At 58.5% G+C, this 18,380-nt stretch carries 18 protein-coding genes and 1 pseudogene; 6 read left to right on the top strand and 13 right to left on the bottom strand.

Annotation, left to right across the window (positions count from 1 at the left end):
* Positions 1–17: 17 nt before the first annotated feature.
* The 3 genes and pseudogenes from M3O59_RS09085 to M3O59_RS09075 form a co-directional block, all read right to left on the bottom strand.
* Positions 18–230: pseudogene (locus tag M3O59_RS09085) on the bottom strand (hypothetical protein); the annotation flags it as partial.
* 266 nt (positions 231–496) lie between these two features.
* Positions 497–2,194, bottom strand: a complete 1,698-nt coding sequence (locus M3O59_RS09080) for a type IV secretory system conjugative DNA transfer family protein (protein ID WP_147308584.1) — start codon at positions 2,192–2,194, stop codon at positions 497–499.
* Between the two features lie 165 nt (positions 2,195–2,359).
* Entirely contained in the window at positions 2,360–2,701 is a 342-nt protein-coding gene (locus M3O59_RS09075) for a helix-turn-helix domain-containing protein (RefSeq protein WP_017172667.1), read from the bottom strand.
* A gap of 236 nt (positions 2,702–2,937) precedes the next feature.
* Here M3O59_RS09075 and M3O59_RS09070 point away from each other — a divergent pair, with 236 nt between their 5' ends.
* From M3O59_RS09070 to M3O59_RS09060, 3 genes are all read left to right on the top strand, one after another.
* Entirely contained in the window at positions 2,938–3,255 is a 318-nt protein-coding gene (locus tag M3O59_RS09070) for a hypothetical protein (protein ID WP_181920665.1), read from the top strand.
* A gap of 49 nt (positions 3,256–3,304) precedes the next feature.
* Positions 3,305–3,697 (top strand): hypothetical protein, encoded by a 393-nt coding sequence (locus tag M3O59_RS09065; protein ID WP_116906818.1) that lies wholly within the window; start codon positions 3,305–3,307, stop codon positions 3,695–3,697.
* Between the two features lie 66 nt (positions 3,698–3,763).
* Positions 3,764–3,946 carry a hypothetical protein gene (locus M3O59_RS09060; protein ID WP_116906819.1) on the top strand — a complete coding sequence of 61 codons (183 nt, stop codon included), beginning with the start codon at positions 3,764–3,766 and terminating at the stop codon, positions 3,944–3,946.
* A 13-nt stretch (positions 3,947–3,959) separates the two neighbouring features.
* Here the strand turns inward: M3O59_RS09060 and M3O59_RS09055 are convergent.
* The 10 genes from M3O59_RS09055 to M3O59_RS09010 form a co-directional block, all read right to left on the bottom strand.
* Positions 3,960–5,062 (bottom strand): IS3 family transposase gene (locus tag M3O59_RS09055; RefSeq protein ID WP_330462444.1). Its coding sequence is split into 2 segments (ribosomal slippage): positions 3,960–4,813 and positions 4,813–5,062, totalling 1,104 coding nucleotides; the frame shifts between segments, so codons are not numbered across the junction.
* A gap of 151 nt (positions 5,063–5,213) precedes the next feature.
* Positions 5,214–6,572, bottom strand: a complete 1,359-nt coding sequence (locus M3O59_RS09050; RefSeq protein WP_330462507.1) for an IS5 family transposase — start codon at positions 6,570–6,572, stop codon at positions 5,214–5,216.
* Between the two features lie 119 nt (positions 6,573–6,691).
* A complete protein-coding gene (locus tag M3O59_RS09045) occupies positions 6,692–7,537 on the bottom strand; it encodes a MobA/MobL family protein (protein ID WP_116907041.1) in 846 nt (281 codons plus the stop codon).
* A 310-nt stretch (positions 7,538–7,847) separates the two neighbouring features.
* The gene (qatD, locus tag M3O59_RS09040; RefSeq protein WP_249047201.1) at positions 7,848–8,549 is read right to left on the bottom strand and encodes a Qat anti-phage system TatD family nuclease QatD; all 702 of its coding nucleotides are present in this window, start codon (positions 8,547–8,549) and stop codon (positions 7,848–7,850) included.
* 23 nt (positions 8,550–8,572) lie between these two features.
* A complete protein-coding gene (qatC, locus tag M3O59_RS09035; RefSeq protein WP_116907043.1) occupies positions 8,573–9,859 on the bottom strand; it encodes a Qat anti-phage system QueC-like protein QatC in 1,287 nt (428 codons plus the stop codon).
* Positions 9,860–10,077: 218 nt separating this feature from the next.
* Positions 10,078–10,841, bottom strand: a protein-coding gene (locus M3O59_RS09030; protein WP_330462227.1) for an IS5 family transposase whose coding sequence is annotated in 2 segments (ribosomal slippage) — positions 10,078–10,526 and positions 10,526–10,841 — 765 coding nt in all. Because the reading frame shifts where the segments join, the coding sequence is not laid out codon by codon here.
* A 10-nt stretch (positions 10,842–10,851) separates the two neighbouring features.
* A complete protein-coding gene (locus M3O59_RS09025; RefSeq protein ID WP_181920694.1) occupies positions 10,852–11,211 on the bottom strand; it encodes a hypothetical protein in 360 nt (119 codons plus the stop codon).
* A 282-nt stretch (positions 11,212–11,493) separates the two neighbouring features.
* Entirely contained in the window at positions 11,494–13,341 is a 1,848-nt protein-coding gene (locus M3O59_RS09020; protein ID WP_116907047.1) for a KAP family P-loop NTPase fold protein, read from the bottom strand.
* 24 nt (positions 13,342–13,365) lie between these two features.
* A protein-coding gene (locus tag M3O59_RS09015) for an IS5 family transposase (RefSeq protein ID WP_373419007.1) occupies positions 13,366–14,164 on the bottom strand; the annotation gives its coding sequence in 2 pieces (ribosomal slippage) (positions 13,366–13,894 and positions 13,893–14,164; 801 coding nt in all).
* Positions 14,165–14,371: 207 nt separating this feature from the next.
* Entirely contained in the window at positions 14,372–14,701 is a 330-nt protein-coding gene (locus M3O59_RS09010) for a hypothetical protein (protein ID WP_283160965.1), read from the bottom strand.
* A 515-nt stretch (positions 14,702–15,216) separates the two neighbouring features.
* On the opposite strand from M3O59_RS09010, the gene amaB reads away from it, so the two are divergent.
* From amaB to M3O59_RS08995, 3 genes are all read left to right on the top strand, one after another.
* Positions 15,217–16,749, top strand: a complete 1,533-nt coding sequence (gene amaB, locus M3O59_RS09005) for an L-piperidine-6-carboxylate dehydrogenase (protein WP_116906944.1) — start codon at positions 15,217–15,219, stop codon at positions 16,747–16,749.
* Between the two features lie 573 nt (positions 16,750–17,322).
* A complete protein-coding gene (locus M3O59_RS09000; RefSeq protein ID WP_064628888.1) occupies positions 17,323–17,607 on the top strand; it encodes a DUF4190 domain-containing protein in 285 nt (94 codons plus the stop codon).
* A gap of 2 nt (positions 17,608–17,609) precedes the next feature.
* Positions 17,610–18,377 carry a class I SAM-dependent methyltransferase gene (locus M3O59_RS08995; RefSeq protein WP_162841551.1) on the top strand — a complete coding sequence of 256 codons (768 nt, stop codon included), beginning with the start codon at positions 17,610–17,612 and terminating at the stop codon, positions 18,375–18,377.
* The last annotated feature ends 3 nt before the right edge of the window (positions 18,378–18,380 follow it).

Genomic DNA, 18,380 nt, shown 5'->3' with positions numbered 1-18,380 from the left:
ATGAGTAGATGCGTTGCCTTCGCCAGTGCGATTGCTTCTGGGTCGCCCGTTTGTTCTGCAACCCTGAGCCTTTCACGTGATTCGTCGATAAAGGTATCAAGACAGTCCTCGATCGCCCAGATCGCAAACTCAAATGGCGGAGGGATTGGCGATGGCTTATCGACCGACTCTTGGAGCGCACTTTCCAACCGCGCGATGTGATCGGGGTAATCCTTGAAGCTTTCGCGCAAGCCTTGTGGCACTGGCGGTCTTTTGCCGACCGAATCAGGGGAAGAATCGTTGGTCTGAGTCATAAAAGCCTCCTGATTGAGGCGTTGCATTGGACGTGGAAGATTGGGCTTGCGCTTAGGCGTTGCTACGGACGCCCCCGGTTGCAATGGCCCTAACTGCTGCACAGTGCGCGCATTGATTAATGCCAGGTCACGCAGAAGCTGTTGACTGTGACTGCCACCAGCCTTCAATCGATTCTGAGGCACATTGGAAGGTGTGCTATCACTCATGCGGAGACCATCTGTAAGGCTTCAATCTTCACCTTCGGCAACAAGCGCTTGGTGAAGTAGGCGTCTTCGTAATACTTGATCTTCTCGCAGAGCACCGGGCTTGGGATGCCTTCATAGAGAAAGACCTCCTTGTCAAAGCCCATCGCCTTCAACTCCTGTGGCAGCATCAATGCGCGACGTTGCTCGGTCTCGGAGTAGGACACACTGCTTTGCTTGCCACTGGTGTGTGACTTGTTCTTCTTGCGCACCGTGGTGTAGCCGAGCATGTCCGAGTAGTCGTTGGCGTCTTGCTGCTCGCGCGGGGCGTAGACGATTTGCAAGGCATGGTTGGTGATGATCGTGCGCGAGACATCTTTGCCATAGGTCGCATCCAGCTGCGCCATGCTCTGGATGATCGGCAGCAAGCGGATGTTGTAGCCAGCCATGTAGCTCACCGCGCTTGCAATGATGTCGACCCGGCCGATGGACGTGAACTCATCCATCAGCAGCAAGCATTGATGTTTGAGCGCCGGGTTGTTCTGCGGCAACTCTTTGGTGTTGAGGTTGATGAGCTGGCTGAAAAGCAGATTGATCAACAAACGGCTTTCGGCAAGCTTGTTCGGCTGGATGCCAATGTAGATGCTCATCTTCTTCTTGCGCACATCAGTCAGCAAGAAATCGTTGCCACTGGTTGCCGCATCCAGGATTGGGTTGATGAACTGGTTGAGCGGCTCCTTGAACGGGCCCATGATCGAGGCGAACGTCTCTTCGGCTTGCGAGAGCAAATTGTCGAACGCCATCTTGGCGTCGCGACCCAGGAAGTCGCGCTGCGAGAGCTTTTTGAGGTAGCCCTTCAAGTCGCTTCCATCGCCAGATGACACGCGATAGAGCATCCCAAGGGTTGGGAACATCCAGGTGTCTTTCGGGTGCTTGCGCTTGATCTGATCGTCCAAGCTATCGAACAGATAGAGCGTAAACGCCATGAAGGCGTTGCGCGCTTGGCTCACCCAGAACTTCTGGGCGTCAGAGCCGTCTGGATAGAGCATCGCCTCGATACTCATCAGATCCGACACGCGAAAGGCGGGATCGGGTGAGATGTAGCTCAGGGGGTTCCAGCGGTGGGTGCGCCCGTCTTCGGCAAAGGGGTTGAACAAAAAGACCTCTTGGCCTTGGCTCTTGCGCCAGCCGGAAGTCAGATCGAAGTTTTCCTGCTTGATGTCCAAAACCACCACAGAGCCTTGGTAGTCGAGCAGATTGGGAATGACGATGCCAACACCCTTGCCCGAGCGCGTAGGCGCGGCCAGGATCACAAACTGCTGGCCGGGCAAGCGCACCAACTTGCCACCGTGCTTGCCGACCACGATGCCGGTTGGCGACGGCTTGAGCATGTCCTTCTTGGCCAGATCACTGCCGGAGGCAAAGCGCGCGTCGCCATGCAAGGCGGCGGCCTTTGGCTTAAACAGCGGAATCAGCAGCGCGATCCAGGCCAGGAGCGGCACGCCGAAGCCAATGGCGCCAGCCAGCTTGATCTTGCTGGCATAGGGAGCGAACTGCGGGAGGTCGAGCGCTTTGACGTAAGACCAGTAGGTGTCGAAGCTGAGCGGCCCAGCCACTTTCAACAGCATCAGGATCAACTGACCGGAGAGGTAGACCCCTGCAATGAGGGCGAGGAGCAAGAGCGCGATGGCGACACTGAGCTTGATCTTGCCGGTCATGACGCGCTGCCTTCCATCTGTGATCCCTGGCTTGTTTGAAAACGACCGTCCGCTCGCAAGATTACAGGATCACACCGCCCGGCCAGATCGGATGGGCGTTGGCATCCGTGTAGGAATTGTCTGATCTGCACGCAGGCCAAGACACCAGCAGCGAGGTCCGATGCACTATGGGCTAGGCGGATCGCTGCGCTGGGCTTTGAGCTGCAATTCGGCGACGACCTTTCGCTGCTCCTCGACGGAGAGCTTGGCGAGCGCTTGGATGGCGTCTGCCACCTCATCGGTCTCGGCAAAGAAAGCAGCCAGTGGCATGCCGAGGGCATCGGCCAAGCGCTTGGCGGTGCGTAAATCGCACTCGTTGACGCCCTTCTCGTAACGATTGATGCGCGTCCTAGCCACCTCAGGTGCCAGTCCAGCGGCAACCCCCAAGGCTTCCTGGGTCAGCTCGGCCTTCTGGCGCGCGTGACGGAGGCGGTTGGCGAAGATGAGACGAGCGTCGTCCAGATCCAAAATGTGACCACAAACATGCAATGACGTGTTTGAGCATGAGGTCTCCGACTTGCCTTGTCTGTTACTTTATCAGTAACATGGTTCCGTCAGCCAATCAACTGCGACTGCCAAGCACCAACACCGGTCATTCCTGCCGGTGTGCGGAGGCTTGCAGTCATTGAGCGTGCCGGCAATCAGGGCATCCAAATCTGTCGGTCTGGTGGATCCCTACGCGCTCTTCCCTTCCTCTTTTGGAGATGCACATGTCAAAGCTCTGTTTGGCCCTGGTTGGCCTGATGTCGGTCTGTTTGGCCAGCTGCTCTGGCGGCGGCCCTGCTGAGACTGAGCGGGAGCACGCTTTTTTGCAGTTCGTCAAAGCGAACAGCAACGAAGAGGCGCGTATCGAAGACTTCGAGAGTAACCAGTGCACGAAGGCAGAAGGTGCGCCCAGCTACACCTGTGACGTAAGCGCCAAGATTGAAGCCATGGAGCGGGACTTTGGTCATCAAATGGATGGGGTCTACACCTTCACCAAGGTGGGCGGCACTTGGAAGATCACCGGCCGCGTCCAATAGCCATCCATTTGCAATCAACGATGGTCCCATTCTGTTCTCAGGAGTTCACATGACCGTTAGCACGTTTCTCATCTTGCTTGCCCTGGGCACAGCGGTGCTGGTCGCCGTTGCCGTCAATCGGGCTGACCGATTGCGCAACCAGCGGGAGGCCTTTGGGCGGGAGTTTGATCGCTCCTATTTTGGGCGACAAGGCGCTTTGGCGATCTCGATTGAGCGGTCGCGGTTGAAGATTCGTGCCGGCAGGGCAGTGAAGATCTACCCGTTGATGGATGTCCGCTCTTGGGAGAAGCACTGGCACAACTCAAGGCGGGAGGGAACGATCACAGTCAGCGTTCGGGATGTGGATCATCCAGTCTGGACGATCAAGTTCGGCAGCGAGCGCGAGATGAACCAGTGGTATGAGATCTTGAGTCAGGCGATCAATGAGGGCGAGAAGCTCTGACCGACTTCTGTGCAGCCATGACGTCGCCGCCTTGACGATTAGTGATTCTCTGATACGAATCATGGTATGAACCAGAACTCAAAAATCCATAAAAGAACATTGAAGGCCAGCTCGTCGCTTGACCGCGACGAGCTGCATTTCCGCGAGGAGCTTCTGACGCATTGCGTCGAAGAATTCCTGGAAAAGGGCTTTGGCCTAGACCCCCACCTTGAACAAGCACTCGATGGATACGACGTCCCCCCATCCTGAGTAGCGGCCGGGTCTAGAGTCCGGGGTTGATGATATGGGTGTTGGCCAGCTGTTGGGCATACGCGGAGGGCGTCATGCCGCCAATTGCTTTCTTGGGTCGCTCCTCGTTGTATTCGCGTCGCCAGCGCTCGATCTCGGTGCGTGCGTGCAGCAGTGTCGGGAACCAGTGCTCGTTGAGGCATTCATCGCGCAACCGGCCGTTGAACGATTCGACATAGGCGTTCTGGTTTGGCTTGCCGGGTTGGATCAGCCGCAGCTGCACCCCATGCGCATGCGCCCAAGCGACCATCGCCTTGCCGCAGAACTCCTTGCCGTTGTCGGTGCGGATCACCTGCGGCAAGCCGCGGCTGATGGCGAGCCGATCCAGCACACGCGTCACGCCATGGCCCGAGATTGCACGCTCCACCTCGATGGCGACCGCTTCGTGTGTGGCGTCGTCCACGATCACCAAGCACTTGATCGCCCGGCCGTCGGCGGTGCGGTCGAACACAAAGTCCATCGACCACACCTGGTTGGCCTGCAATGGACGCAGCAACGGCTGACGCTCGCCCACTGGCACGTTCTTGCGCTTGCGGCGGCGGACTTGCAGCTGCTGCTCGCGGTACAAGCGCTCCACACGCTTGTAGTTCACCAGGCGCCCTTCCTGGCGCAGCTTGAGATAGATCATCCCCACGCCGTAGCGCTTGTGGCGATGCGCCAGTTCCACGATGCGCTCGCGTAGCGCAACGTTGCGGTCCTCGCGCGGGCAATAGCGCAGCGCACTGGCGCTCATGCCGATCGCGGCCAACGCGCAACGCTCGCTGGCCCCTCGCCCGATCCACTCGCGCACCAGCGCACGACGCGCCGGTGCGCTCACCATTTTTTTTGCAGTGCCTCCTTGATCAGATCGTTCTGGAACACCTGCTCGGCGAGCAGCTTCTTCAGGCGCGTGTTCTCTGCCTCCAGGTCCTTGAGTCGCTTGGCATCGGGCACGCTCATCCCGCCAAACTTGCTGCGCCACAGGTAGTAGGAGGCCTCGCTGAAGCCATGGCGCCGGCACAGATCCTTGATTGCCACGCCGCTTTCGGCTTCGCGCAGAAAGCCGATGACCTGCTCGTCAGTAAAACGCTTCTTCACGTCCAATCTCCTTCGGGTAGGGAATTGGACTCCAAACTGCGGCGCTACTCAAAATCGGGGGGACGTCGGATATCGAGCTGGCCGCTACGACATGCCTGCATTGCAGCGCGAGATCATGCGCCCTTATCTAGTCGCCCCTGAAAAATCCCCTTCAAGCACCAAAGGTCAGCGGCGACCGGTGCACCAGGCTCAAGGATGCCCCTGCCATCGCCTGCAACCAGGCACGCAAAAAGGCGATCCAGCGCATCAGCCAGCGCAGGTTGTAGCCGGCGGCGCAGCCGAGCACGTGTAGTGCATCGCCTTGGGCACCCTTTAGATAGCAGCGATTCAAGCGGCAGTCCTGTTTCAGATGTCCAATCACCGGCTCCACCGCTTGCCGGCGTTTGATCCAGCTCCATTGCCGTCGTGTCAGCGTCTTGGCCTTGCCGCGATGCAGGATCTGCACGCCATCTACCTCACGTCCGCGATACCCCAGGTCCACGATCGCTACCTGCGGGGTCACATTCACATCCTGCAGCAACCCACGCGTCTGCTCCAGCTGCTCGGCCAACGTATCGCCGTCGTAAGGATTGCCGGAAAAACTGCGCGCGCCCACGATCAAGCCTTTGCGCGCACTCACCGCAATGCCGACCTTGACGCCAAATTCGTAAGGTGTCCTCGCCTTGCCCTTGCTCATGCATTCCACTTCCGGCGCATGCAGGGCGTAGAGCTTTTGCTTGTCCTTGGGGCGTTGTGTCAACACCCGTTGTGCGCGTTCCAGCCAGACACTGATGCGCTCACGCACCAAGGGGTCCAGCTTGCGTTGCAGATCGCGTAATACGCGTCCCAGGAGCGTGCGTTGGCGTCGCAGCACCTTGTGCATGCGCTTGAACTGGCGCGCATGCGCATAGCGCCCGGCCTTGCGGCTCAAGACCGGGCCTTGCCGCGCATAGGTCTGTCGTAGTGCGATGCCGTGGCGCTTGGCCAGCAGCACCAGCTTCTTGCGCGCCACCTCCAGCAGCCGGCTGTCGGTGGGATGGGCGATCGCCTTTTCCTGCACGGTGGTGTCCACGATCACCCGCGACAACTCGCGTGCATCCACCGCCTTCATCGCATGCGCGGTGTTGATCGTGTGCGCCAATAGCTCTTCCATGCCCGCTTCGCCCAGACGCTGTCGCCAACGTGTCAGGGAACTGGGATCGCACGGCAAGCAGGTCTGGAATACCACCTCGCCGGTGAAGAACTGCCAGTACGGATTTTCCAGCCAGCGCGCGCATACGGCCTCGTCGGACAGGTCGTAGGCGTGCTTGAGGTAGAGCAGCCCGGCGATCAGACGCATCGGCAGGCCGGGCCGTCCGCCGCTGGCAGTTGTGGCCGGCAATCGCGGCAATAGCGCCTGCTCCAACGCACTCCACGGCAGCCGATGGCTCAGCTGAACCAGTGGATGGCGCAGGTCGATCTGGTTTTCCAGACGCGAACGAAACAACTCATCGGCAGGCAACTGCTCGGCGGCAGGACGGCGTGTACGCATGGGCGAAAACTGCCAGAAACCAGCGCGTACAGTAACGAAAACTGGCAGTTCCAGCACGCCGAAAATGCGGGGGACGCCCTGCAATGGATGTGGTTTGGGGGTTTTTCAGGGGCGACTATCTACACTGATTGATCAGACATCGCCTCACCAGCTCGGTCTCCCGTCCTGACATCACTGCGTTGATTCTGGGGCGCAGGCACCCGATTGGCGCCGCGCGCAAGAAGTCTTTCTGCAAACGCTCGCTCCGCCGTGTGGCCTTCTGGGACACCCATGAGCACTCCACCAGAACGGTAGCGGGTGAGCAGCGATGCGAAGCCGGCTTCGCCATCGACCAGTGCTGGACTGTCTGCACGCATGTCCTGTGTTGCCGTTGTTACTGGATAAGGCTCGTCTACTCGGTCTTGAACATCCACCTTCGACAGGTGAGCATTGATCTGAGCGGCGACCATTGCTCGGACCCACTCCACCTCAACCCTTCCATTGATGGGCCCATCCAGCTCGCGGGTCTTGGCGGCCAGACCCTCCGGGCCCAACTTCCTTGTCGTGCTCAGCAAGTGGGCATAGAAGTGGCGAGGATCGCCTTCGACCGGCGCGTGTGAGCTTGCCTGGACTGCAAAGCCATACCGATCCACCAAGCGTTGAGCCAGGTCTTCGATGAGATCCCAGCGCTGCGCATGATTCAACTCGTGCGGGAGCGAAACGCAGAAGTTTCGGCACAGCGTGCTGTCCTTGCGCTTCTCCGCAGCTTCCGCAGCCGTCCAAAGCATCTGAGGATCATCAGCCCAGACCGGGGAACCTGCTGGAACAAAGCATCGACTTCTGAGGACGCCTCGGCGCGCTCTATAGTCGTGAAGCTTTCCGCCTGGGTCAGTGAGCAGCATTGCACCGCGATACGCGGCTGCCGCAACGGCGGATTGATTTTTAGAACGACTGAAAGTTTTGACGCGAACATGAAAGATAGCCATATGTAGTCCAGTGAGTGAAGGTCACTCCTGTATGACCTCAAGTTTTCTCCTGGCCAGAGCACATAAATATAAAAATCGCGGTCCAATAGAACGCCTAATAGTGATGGTTTTTAGGCCCCGCAAATATCATTTATTTAACGTTTACATTTCAATAACGAAGAATGGCCGGGATTGAACTCCGCGCAAACGCCTAATCTAGCTCTTATAATAAAATATAATAAGGCGCCCTTTAGGCGTCTATTTTGGAAAAATAAACACTATAAACGCGCAGGGATTCTCGTATGCCCAGCTAAAAGTTAGATTTAGCCCCCTATGATTCGCCAATTTGCTTCAAGTTTGCTTTCAGGCGTGTTGCAGCGGCTTGCTCATTGACCTGCCAAATCTCAGCAAGGCTAACCACAGCCTGCGCGGCCTCCCAGGGCCAAATCGGCCGAGAATCAATCTTAGCAAAAGGTCCGTCCGACTCAGTAAGAATACGGTCCTGCGGTATAGTCGCAACAAGTTTTCTACCTTTCTCGCCGCGCAGCATTGCAGGCCCAACGCTGAACCAGCACCCCATCTCGACTGCGCGATCCAGCTCGCGTTGAGTGCCTGAAAACCAATGCAGGATCGGAACACCTGATCTTGGATGCTTTTCAAGCATATCCAAGACCGCCTTTGCGGCCCTCCTGCTATGCAGAGACATGACCCTACCATCAACACCCTCGCACAAATGCAAAATTTGTTCGAACACAGCCAGTTGCGTATGCCAGTGCTGTTTCAACTCCGGACTGCCGTCCAATCCGATCTCCCCGACATATCTCACTCGACCTATGAGCTTCTCAAACAACGGCAGCTCAAATTTCCTTTCGTGCGCAATCTGCGGGTGCAAGCCTAGGCTGGTGCGTATACGAGGGGCAGCACCAGCCAGGGAAGAAGTTCCTTCCCAAGCTGACGGCGTTGTGGTTACTGACAAAACATACAAACCTCTCTCGACGCATTGCGATACAACCTGACGAGGGTCGGCATACAAGTCTAGGTGGCAGTGAAAATCGATCAATGCAACCCTACCGATTGATGCAGCGCCATCAATTCACCAAGCCCCCTCTGTATCACATCTCGAAGAGGTGCTCGTGGCCCCGCATGCGGGTAAGACAATGCGGAACGCAGCCATGCTTCCAAACCTTCTCTATTGACTCGCGATATGGCCATTGCAACCGATCTCACATCATCGAAATGAGCGTAATCCGCTTCTCGACGACCAATGTCCTTGAAGGTGTAATCGGTAGGATCTGGCTGCCCCCAAGCCAGGTAGGCTGCACGACGAATTTGACATGGAATACAACGCCCGCATTGATTGTATCCATATCGACGATAACGTCCGCAGCTTACGGAAGACGCTGCCAAATTACGTAATAAATCCTGATCTGCGCACTCGCGCGACATCTCACCCTTCGTCTTGTGCTGATATGGGTTAACCAATTTCACGCGCAAATCTGCGGCATCCAGCACTGACTGAACGCCATGAAGGAACTCTGGATGAGCTGTCCTGGTGCTCAGACTGCCAAGCCGCGTCCCTGTAAGTGGCGGATTGAGCGCAATGAAACCATTCTCACAGATGAACAACGGAACTTGCGCGCCATCCTGGTAAGCCTGCAAAGAGGTCGCAGCTAGAACTCCGAATGCCAGAAAGATGATCGACCGAGCACGCTGTGATGGTTCTCGCCCCCCATCGGAAGGCGGGCTAGCATTGTGATTCAGAGCGAGATGTTTGAAACCTACGGCCTCAGCAAAACTGTGCTGATTGTGGCCATCGCCAGGCACTGTATTGCTGACCGCGATTGATCGACGCCCCGATTCAGCTAGGTCAATAGCACCGATTAGACTATCCATCCCCCCCGAGAGCAGACACACGCTGTCTTCAGTCGGTCGGAACAGTTCGTCCGGGGGATCAGGACGCCGCCCTTTGCCAACAAACTCCAACGTCCAGACGTCTGTCGACAAGAACCGAAGCGCCGCTTCGATTGTGTGGGCCTCGGAGTTCCAGAAATCTGGCTCCCCAACTGCTGTTATCAAATCGATTTGACGAGTCCAGCCATCAGGGCTTCCCGCCCTATGAACACTAAGATCTGCCCCGACGACAGAGAGGGCAAGCGAAAGAAAGTCCCATGCTCTTGGAGCAGGCGCATATCGCAAACGCTGTATTCGTGTCTCGATGGCCGCGCCTGCACTCCCGACAGAACGAGTCCCATCAGCGTGCCGATCTGGCTGGCCGTAGAGAATTAGTTGAAGATCGGAGACAGCTGGCACTGCAACGCCCCGAGGGGCGGAGAAGATTTTCATTCCATGTATCCCTCGAAAACTTCAAAAGTGTCCCTGAGCGCTTCTCTGACCGCCTGCGACACGTTCGCATCCGTCAGCCCTCTTCCAGACTCGCGTAGCTTGCGAAACGACGCGGACACTGTTTGCCTCACGTAGTCTTTGACCTCCTTCAAACGGGCAAGCCCCTCACTAACCGTGGGAGCGTTGTCTTGGATATGCTGGCCGACATCTAGGGCCTGTTAACACATCCGAAGTCCATCAACGACAAGGATGAAGCTTAAGAATCCGAGGAACATGACATCCAGCTTTTCGAAGCGCGAGAAAATCCGGCGGTAGCCCTTCAAGCGACGAAACAGCCTCTCCACTTCGTTGCGCCGCTTGTACATTTCTCGGTCGTACTCCCAGGGCTCGACCCGATTGGCTTTTGGCGGAACCACCGGGACGTAGCCAAGATCAAGCGCTAGTTGGCGCGTCTCATTGCCTTCGTAAGCACGATCCATCAACAAATGAATCGGTCGCTCCACAGGCCCAAGGTGTTCAAGCAACGTGCGGCCCGCAGGTGCGTCATGGGCGTTGCCAGGCGTCAATCCGAACGTGATCGCTGTTCGAGCATCTGCGGCAACCATATGAATCTTGGTATTCCATCCGCCGCGCGATTTACCGATGGATTGTGGGCCGTTTTTTTTAACGCACCAGTCCCATCCGGATGCACCTTGATGCTGGTAGAGTCCAGCGAGACCGCCTCGATTTTGATGCGCACGATGTGGGACTTCTGCAGTTCAGCAAACATCCGGTCCAGCACACCTGCCTTGGCCCAACGGTTCATGCGTGTGTACACCGTGTGCCAATTGCCAAAGCGCTTGGGCAGGCCGCGCCATTTGCAGCCATGCTCGGCAACATAAAGGATGGCATTGACTACTTGCAGGTTGGTCATGCCGACATTGCCGCGCTGCCTCGGCAGACACTGTTCGATGAGAGAAAATTGTGCGGGTGTGATTTCCATGCGCAATAGTTTAACCGCTCAAATCATTAGTGTTAACAGGCTCTAGCTCAAAGCGTTGAAAAACGTCGTATGCAACGAATCGTTCAATCGCGAACTCTCGTTGGTCCATCGACAGTTCCATCAGATCTGCATCCTGATGTTGCGTCAGCAAGTCGGTAAGAGCGTCTCGGATGGCCGCGCGTGAGGCTTCGGCATCTTGTGTTCCATCGACGGGTCGAACCGCATCTACTACACGATCCATCACCTCTTCGGCGGATCTACCCGTCAGGAGAGATCGTTCAAGAGGGGTGCCTGTCTGCGCGAAACCACCAGCACCTAGACCTGCCAGCGCATTGCCGAGCGCATTTGCAGTGCTGCCAGTGCTACTCATACGGCGGGACGCTGTTGCAGCTCCTCCATAGCCAGAGCGCACATAGTGTTTGACGGCTCGTCTTAAAGAGCGGCCATCGCCGTTTCTAGCAAAATCCCCCAGGTTCCGGCGCACCCCCGTCCATCGCTGGGGCTGAGCTTGCGGCGACGGAGCGTCCGGTTCAGGTGGGGTGCCTGGCGGAGGTGCAGGTGTGTCGCCACCGCCAGCGGGAGGCGCATCGGCCCAGGGTGGAATCATTGGCCCGCTGGCGGGTGGTCCGCCGCTACTTTGAGAAGTGCCCATCTACTTGACTGTCCTTGTTTTGATGGCTGCCTTTACAGGCCTACTCGCGTCCCCAGCGTCCCAAGCGCCGAATACGTCTTTCGCCCAAGAGTAATCAGCGATTCTCGGAACGATGTTCGGACGGATCTGAGCTACGGGTCGATCTCGCAGAAACGCAGCTAGGCGCGCTCCTAGCGCAGGATCGGACTCAGCTAGCGCCATGGCAGATTCAAGAATGGCAGGAACGCCCCATTCCTGCTCCTGGCGCGCCTTCTCTAACACGCGATCCATCAGCACGGTCGTCTCTGCCCGAGCTAAACCAGATAGGCGCGCCTTCAAGCTGCCTGCCATCTCCGGCTGAGTAAGCAAAGCGGTGAGAACTTCGGCGGCATCCGACGACAAGCGGTCCTCGGGTGAAATTAGCGGCGCATGCTCACGACTTACGTAGAGAGCCCCACGCAAATCAATATCTGATAGCGCAGGAGGCAGTCGCAACCACTCTTCGATGAACGGCGCATTCCAGGGATCTTGAAGAGCAAACTCGGCACCTGCAATCGCGGATTTTTCCCACTCCGCGAGGAACGCTGGCTTTCCGTTGTCGCTGGTGCTCACCTTAGACACCAAATCTGCGAAAGCCTTACTGTCCCCCAGCCGCTCAAACAACATCAGCTTGGCCAATACTGCTTCGTCAACACCAACGCCTTGCGCGTTGGAAATGGCCATCCGGATGGAGAGTGCGTTTAGAAAGCGCTTGATCAGACGTGGGTTGCCCGAAATTCCCGATGCGCCAACCATCAAGGGCGCCAGCCGGTCGGCGGTGTCTAGCTTACCGACAAGTTCGCCTGGCAAATCCGGATGCAGACCTGCAACGAAACCTCGATCCACCCGTTTGCCCTGCCATGTCTTCCGCAATTGCTCACATACACCCAAACGGATCTTATTCTTATCTTCTTGATCAAAGCTACTGTTGTCTACGAACAATAGCATCATGTAAGCGCGAACTTCCTGGGTCCCTAAAGGTGGAACGCGGATGGGAACCTGAATCAGTTTATCAAAATAGTTGATGACCAGGTCATCGGTGATGCCCTCAAAGTGGCGCCTGACGGCGTGCTTGATCATGCCATCATCCGCTGCAATCACGAATGCGGTGTGGCGAAGAAATAGAAACAATCGGATTGCTTCTAAGGTAGAGATCGTCGTCGGCGGTAAGCACCGATCGAGATCGTCTATCAGAACAACCAGCGTAATTCCTAGCTCTTCTAGCGCCTGTTCAAAGCTGTTGCGTAGCGCTTGAATTTCCTTTGGCGGCGAGATTTCGAGTCGAGGGTCCAATAGACCAGCGACTTCCTTTCCTGCCTTCTTGACTGCTTTATCGGCAGCCTTCAACTCATCCTCGTTGACTCCATCGGCCATATCCCTGGCAGTATTGAACACCCCGCCGAGAACGCCAATTGGCGGCAACCCCAATGTCAATGCCGCCATATCGGTCGCCACGAGCTTGCCAAGGCGAAGCCACCGGATCCTTTTGACGAATTCCGTGACCTTATCCCCCGCCGTCTCACGCTTCTTGGCTTCTTCCGCAAGTTTATCCGCGATGACATCCATGAGTGCAGCGCGCGCGTCATCATAGCCTTGGTACAGCCACGCATTGAATTCAACGACGACGAATTCTCTATCGCCTTCCTGCCTCGGCCGGGCGGAGAGCGAGGCATGGGTAAGCTTAATCATAGAAGACTTGCCCACACCCCATGATCCCGATACCCCAATCGATACTGGGCGCCCGTTGGCCTGCGCGATGATCTCCGCAACTGTATCTGCGATTCCAGAGAAGTTAAGAAAATCGCGCTCTGTCTCGTTGTCAGCCCACATGTCCACCTCAACCTTAGAACCTGTTCACAATCTTCTGAGTAACAGTGCCAAGAAGGCCAAATGGATGAACTGCAGGCTGGTGTTGAGTTTGCGCTCGCAGTTCTTCCATAGCCTTCGGTTCTTCTCCAGCCAAGCAAAACTACGCTCGACAATCCATCGCTTGGGCATGACCTTGAAGGTGTGCAGTTCGCTGCGCTTGGCAATCTGCACCGTGAGCTGCTCGCCTAAAATCTCTCGCGCGCCGCTGGCAAACGGTACTCCGGTGTAACCGCCGTCGCACAGTAAGCTTTGTACAAGCGTCAGGTTTGACTGACAGCGCTCCAACGCCTGCAGCGCACCTTTGCGGTCGGTCACCTCCGCCGTCGTCACCGCGATTGCGTGGGGCAACCCCTGACTATCAACAGCGATATGCCGTTTGATGCCCGACACCTTCTTGCCTGCGTCATACCCCTTTTGCCCAGCTGTGTCCGTGTTCTTGACGCTCTGCGCGTCCACGATCAAGAACCTGGTGCAAGCGTTGCGCCCCTGTCTCACGCGGGCCACGCCAACCTGATTTTTTGAGCGCCCGCTCCAGCAGGCTCACCCCCTCATCGTCGCACTCGCTCCACTTGGCAAAGTACGAGTGCACGGTCCGCCACTTCGGAAAGTCACTGGGTAGCGCTCGCCATTGGCAACCGGTTCGCAGCACGTACAACACTGCGCACCACACCTCATATAAATCCACACGGCGTGGCTTGGTGCGCTTGCGCGCTTGTTCCAGGATCGGCAGCACGTGTGCGAACTGCTCCCGGCTCATGTCACTCGGATAGGTCTTTTGGCGCATCCGCATAGTCTGCACTGATCTGCGAAGATCGTGAACAGGTTCTTAGAAAATTCAAAGATGTTCAATGACTATTGAAAATTGGCGAGACAACCCTTCCTGTTAGTCGCAAATTACTGCTTCAACTTGCGGATCGTCTTGCAAGCAAGCATCAGACAGACGATTCAAGTTCGCGCAGGGGTAATGTGCATACGAAAGATGATGCCCTTGCTAGCGCATAAGTTCATAGCGTTGAGCGCGTGATCTGGCCTCAGCCTCCTGATAGCGAAGCTCTCGTATCACCTGCGCTGCGACCTCAGCTAGCTCATCGGCCAATTCCTGCTCACCAATCGCCCCCATCACTTGCTCCCAGAAGCCTGCCGCCCGCACAAAACCGAGACGCGGCCCAATGGCGGATCGGCGTCGCGAGGATGAAGGAGTGATGATGGGGGCGACCGGCTGAGGTGCGGGCGCTGGATCCAAGATCTCGGCCAACGCTTCAAGGGGCATCTGGATCAATCCGTCGATCTTGCGAGCACCCGGATAGCGCCCCGACTGCATGCCTTCGCGCACGCGTTGCACGACCCCTCTCGTGCTTTGGCCACGAAGCACATGTGCGACCTCGTCCGGCCGAAGTGCATAGCGCTGCGGATACAACTCTCGAAGCGTTTGAAGCGCGCTTGCAGACATGCGAGATGGGCCATCCCTAGACTCATTACACATGTCTTATAGCGCAGCCTAGGAAACCTTGGAAGCCGTGGCAATGCTGTGGCAAACAAGCGCAGTTGGAAGCTGCTTTGGGATGTCTAGACCTGCATCGCACCCGCCGAAAGGCCGATCCCAGGCCTTATTAAACAGCAGGTTAGACAAGATAGAGGCAACCCCACAATTTCCCCTCTTCCTTAGGAGGGGGACGCTCTATCCAGCTGAGCTACGGGGCCAAGGGCGGCATTGTCGCACGATCGTTGCGATTGCCAAGCCGGCAGGTGGTCGGCGGAGCCTGCTAAAATCGCCGGCTACCCGTGTCGTGGGCTGGCTTTGCCGCCGTGCGACCGCCACTGCTTCCAGGAGATCCCATGTCCGCTGACCTGCTCAAGGCGCTCGACCTCGCTGCGTCCAATTCCGGCACCTATCTTGGCGAGGCGACCTGGTCGCAGGCCACCGGCGCCGGAGTGCTGCAGCCGCTCAATCCGACCACCAATGCGGTGATCGCCGATGTGCAGGCCACCACGGCGGAAGATTACGAGCTGATCATCCAGCGCGCGCAGGCCGCCTTCAAGGTATGGCGGACCACGCCTGCTCCGCGTCGCGGTGAGGCCGTACGCCTGTGCGGCGAGGCGCTGCGTGCGCACAAGGATGCGCTCGGTTCGCTGGTGGCGCTGGAAATGGGCAAGAGCAAGCCCGAAGGCGATGGCGAAGTGCAGGAGATGATCGACATCGCGGACTTCGCGGTCGGGCAGAGCCGCATGCTCTACGGCTACACCATGCACTCGGAGCGTCCGGGCCACCGCATGTACGAGCAGTACCAGCCACTGGGCCTGGTCGGCATCATCAGTGCGTTCAATTTCCCGGTGGCGGTGTGGGCGTGGAATGCGTTTCTGGCGGCGATTTGCGGCGATATCTGCATCTGGAAGCCGTCCAACAAGACGCCTCTGACCGCGATCGCCACGATGAAGATCTGCAACGCGGCGCTGAAGGATGCCGGCTTCCCAGACATCTTCTTCCTGATCAACGATGCCGGCACTTCCCTGTCGGAGAAGCTGGTCGAAGACACCCGCATCCCGCTGATCAGCTTTACCGGTTCGACCCAGATCGGCCGCGTGGTCGCTGAAAAGGTCGCCCATCGCCTGGGCCGCTGCCTGCTGGAACTGGGCGGCAACAACGCCATCATCCTGGACGAAACCGCAGACCTGAAGCTGGCCATCCCCGGCATCGTGTTCGGCGCCGTCGGCACTGCCGGGCAGCGCTGCACCACCACGCGCCGCCTGATCGTGCACGACTCCATCTATGAGAATGTGCTGGCGACGCTGGTCAAGGCGTACAAGCAGCTCGACAGCAAGATCGGCGACCCCACCGACCCGGCAAACCTGATGGGTCCGCTCAACAGCCAGGGCGCGGTCCAACAGTTCCTCGACTCGATCGCCAAGGCCAAGGCGGCCGGCGGCACGGTCGAAGTGGGCGGCACCGCGATCGATCGCCCGGGCAATTTCGTGCTGCCGGCGATTGTCACGGGGCTGCAGAACAGCGATGCAGTGGTGCAGCACGAAACCTTCGCACCGATCCTGTACGTGATGCAGTACAGCACGCTGGACGAAGCGATCGAGCTGCAGAACGGCGTGCCGCAAGGCCTGTCGTCGTCGATCTTCACCCAGAACCTGAAGGCGGCAGAGAAGTTCCTGTCGGCGGCCGGCAGCGATTGCGGCATCGCCAACGTCAACATCGGCACCTCGGGTGCGGAAATCGGTGGCGCGTTCGGCGGCGAGAAGGAAACCGGCGGCGGCCGCGAATCCGGCTCGGATGCGTGGAAGGTGTATATGCGTCGTCAGACCAACACCATCAACTACTCCGATTCGCTGCCGCTGGCGCAGGGCATCAAGTTCGATCTTTGATCGGAAGCGGCTAGCAAGCGCACCGCGCCGCCGTCAGGCGGACGCGGTCGGTGCGCGGGGCGCACCTGCCATGCGGACATTGCAGGGCTGATCGCGCTGCTCACAGCCGCGACGATTGTTCGCTTCGTTTCGCTGGCCAGGCGAAGGCTGTACGCCGCGCCTGGCAGTCATCGGCGCGCCTGTTCTGCCGTGCAGCCGTGCTGGGGATGCACCAGGCTGACAGGGACTGGCTGGGTCTGCTGATGCAGGACGGCATGAAGCCCAGAGCCTATCCCTGCACGAAACCGTCCCCGGCCACCGCCATCAGCTCTGATAGCAGCAGCAGCTGGCCGACCTACCAATGGCAGCGTCGTAAGCGCGAACCGCATGGCCTGCCCCACCCGGCGCAGCCGCGCCACGTCGCCGGTCGGTAAGAGCACCAAAACGACCAGATCGGCCTGTTCAACCCGTCAAATTCGACTCAGCACGCCCACCCAACTGCGTTTCGCCGCAAACGGCACGCCTTTTGCCCGGCGGCTCTGGGATAATCGGGCAACGCCAGCCGCCGGCTGCCGGCCTTTCAAGGAGTTCATGATGAACGTTGTCGTTCGACAGACCAGCGCCATGGCGATCGTCAGCCTGGTCGCAGGCATTCTCGGCTGGACGCTGATCCCGTTCCTGGGCAGCATCTGCGCCATCATCACCGGCCATCTGGCGCGCGCGGAAATCCGGCGCAATCCGCAGGGGCTGGACGGCGACGGCCTGGCAATTGGCGGCCTGATCCTGGGCTGGCTGGCCGTGGCGCTGTGGGTGCTGGGCGTTGCGGTTTTCATCCTGTTCTTCGGCGGCATGGCGTGGCTGGCGGCCGCAAACAGTTGAGCATGGCCGCGCCCTCCTCGGCCCAGCGTTTCAACGACCGTGTGGCGGCCTATGTGCGCTACAGGCCAAGTTATCCGCCGCAATTGCTGCGCTGGCTGCATGAAGAACTGGGTGTGACGCCGGCGACAGCGGTGGCCGATATCGGCGCCGGCACCGGCATTTCCAGCCGTCTGTTTCTGGAAGCCGGTTATGCGGTCACCGCGGTGGAGCCCAACCCGGCCATGCGCGAAGCAGCGCTGCAATGGCTGGCGGAATTCCCCAAGTTCCAGGCAATCGACGGCACCGCCGAAGCCACCGGGCTGGCCGATGCCAGCGTAGGCGTGGTGTCTGCTGCGCAGGCCTTCCACTGGTTCGACATGCAGGCCGTGCGCGACGAATGGGCGCGCATCCTGCAGCCCGGTGGGCTGGCGCTGGTGTACTGGAACTCGCGCGAGCTGGACAGCACCGCGTTCCTGCGCGGCTACGAGCAGGTGCTGCTGGATTACGGCACCGACTACTCGGCAGTGGCCGAGCGTTACCAGGACGATGCCACCATGCAGGCGTGGTTCGGCGAAGGTTTCCGCGCAATGGCCCGTTTCCCGAATGTGCAGCGGCTGGACTTCGATGGCTTGCGCGGCCGCCTGCTGTCGTCTTCGTATGCCCCGCTTGCGCACGACCCACGTCATGCCCCGATGCTCGCCGCGCTGCGCACGCTGTTCGATGCCTACGCGCACGATGGGCTGATCGACTTCCACTACCAAACCCGCGTTTTCGCCGGGAGATTGAACTGACCC

The organism is Xanthomonas nasturtii, assembly GCF_023337365.3.
Classification (GTDB): Bacteria; Pseudomonadota; Gammaproteobacteria; order Xanthomonadales; family Xanthomonadaceae; genus Xanthomonas; species Xanthomonas nasturtii.
Note: the sequence above shows the minus strand (reverse complement) of the source record. Positions and strands in the feature narration are given on the sequence as shown.

Bases quoted from the DNA above. Each gene is read 5' to 3' on its own strand.
- M3O59_RS08995 (WP_162841551.1), top strand. From the start codon at position 17,610: ATGGCCGCGCCCTCCTCGGCCCAGCGTTTCAACGACCGTGTGGCGGCC.
- M3O59_RS09010 (WP_283160965.1), bottom strand. From the start codon at position 14,701: ATGCAGTCGGGGCGCTATCCGGGTGCTCGCAAGATCGACGGATTGATC.
- M3O59_RS09020 (WP_116907047.1), bottom strand. From the start codon at position 13,341: ATGTGGGCTGACAACGAGACAGAGCGCGATTTTCTTAACTTCTCTGGA.
- M3O59_RS09070 (WP_181920665.1), top strand. From the start codon at position 2,938: ATGCACATGTCAAAGCTCTGTTTGGCCCTGGTTGGCCTGATGTCGGTC.
- amaB (WP_116906944.1), top strand. From the start codon at position 15,217: ATGTCCGCTGACCTGCTCAAGGCGCTCGACCTCGCTGCGTCCAATTCC.
- M3O59_RS09060 (WP_116906819.1), top strand. From the start codon at position 3,764: ATGAACCAGAACTCAAAAATCCATAAAAGAACATTGAAGGCCAGCTCG.
- M3O59_RS09050 (WP_330462507.1), bottom strand. From the start codon at position 6,572: ATGCGTACACGCCGTCCTGCCGCCGAGCAGTTGCCTGCCGATGAGTTG.
- M3O59_RS09045 (WP_116907041.1), bottom strand. From the start codon at position 7,537: ATGGCTATCTTTCATGTTCGCGTCAAAACTTTCAGTCGTTCTAAAAAT.
- M3O59_RS09080 (WP_147308584.1), bottom strand. From the start codon at position 2,194: ATGACCGGCAAGATCAAGCTCAGTGTCGCCATCGCGCTCTTGCTCCTC.
- M3O59_RS09000 (WP_064628888.1), top strand. From the start codon at position 17,323: ATGAACGTTGTCGTTCGACAGACCAGCGCCATGGCGATCGTCAGCCTG.
- M3O59_RS09025 (WP_181920694.1), bottom strand. From the start codon at position 11,211: ATGAGTAGCACTGGCAGCACTGCAAATGCGCTCGGCAATGCGCTGGCA.
- qatC (WP_116907043.1), bottom strand. From the start codon at position 9,859: ATGAAAATCTTCTCCGCCCCTCGGGGCGTTGCAGTGCCAGCTGTCTCC.
- M3O59_RS09065 (WP_116906818.1), top strand. From the start codon at position 3,305: ATGACCGTTAGCACGTTTCTCATCTTGCTTGCCCTGGGCACAGCGGTG.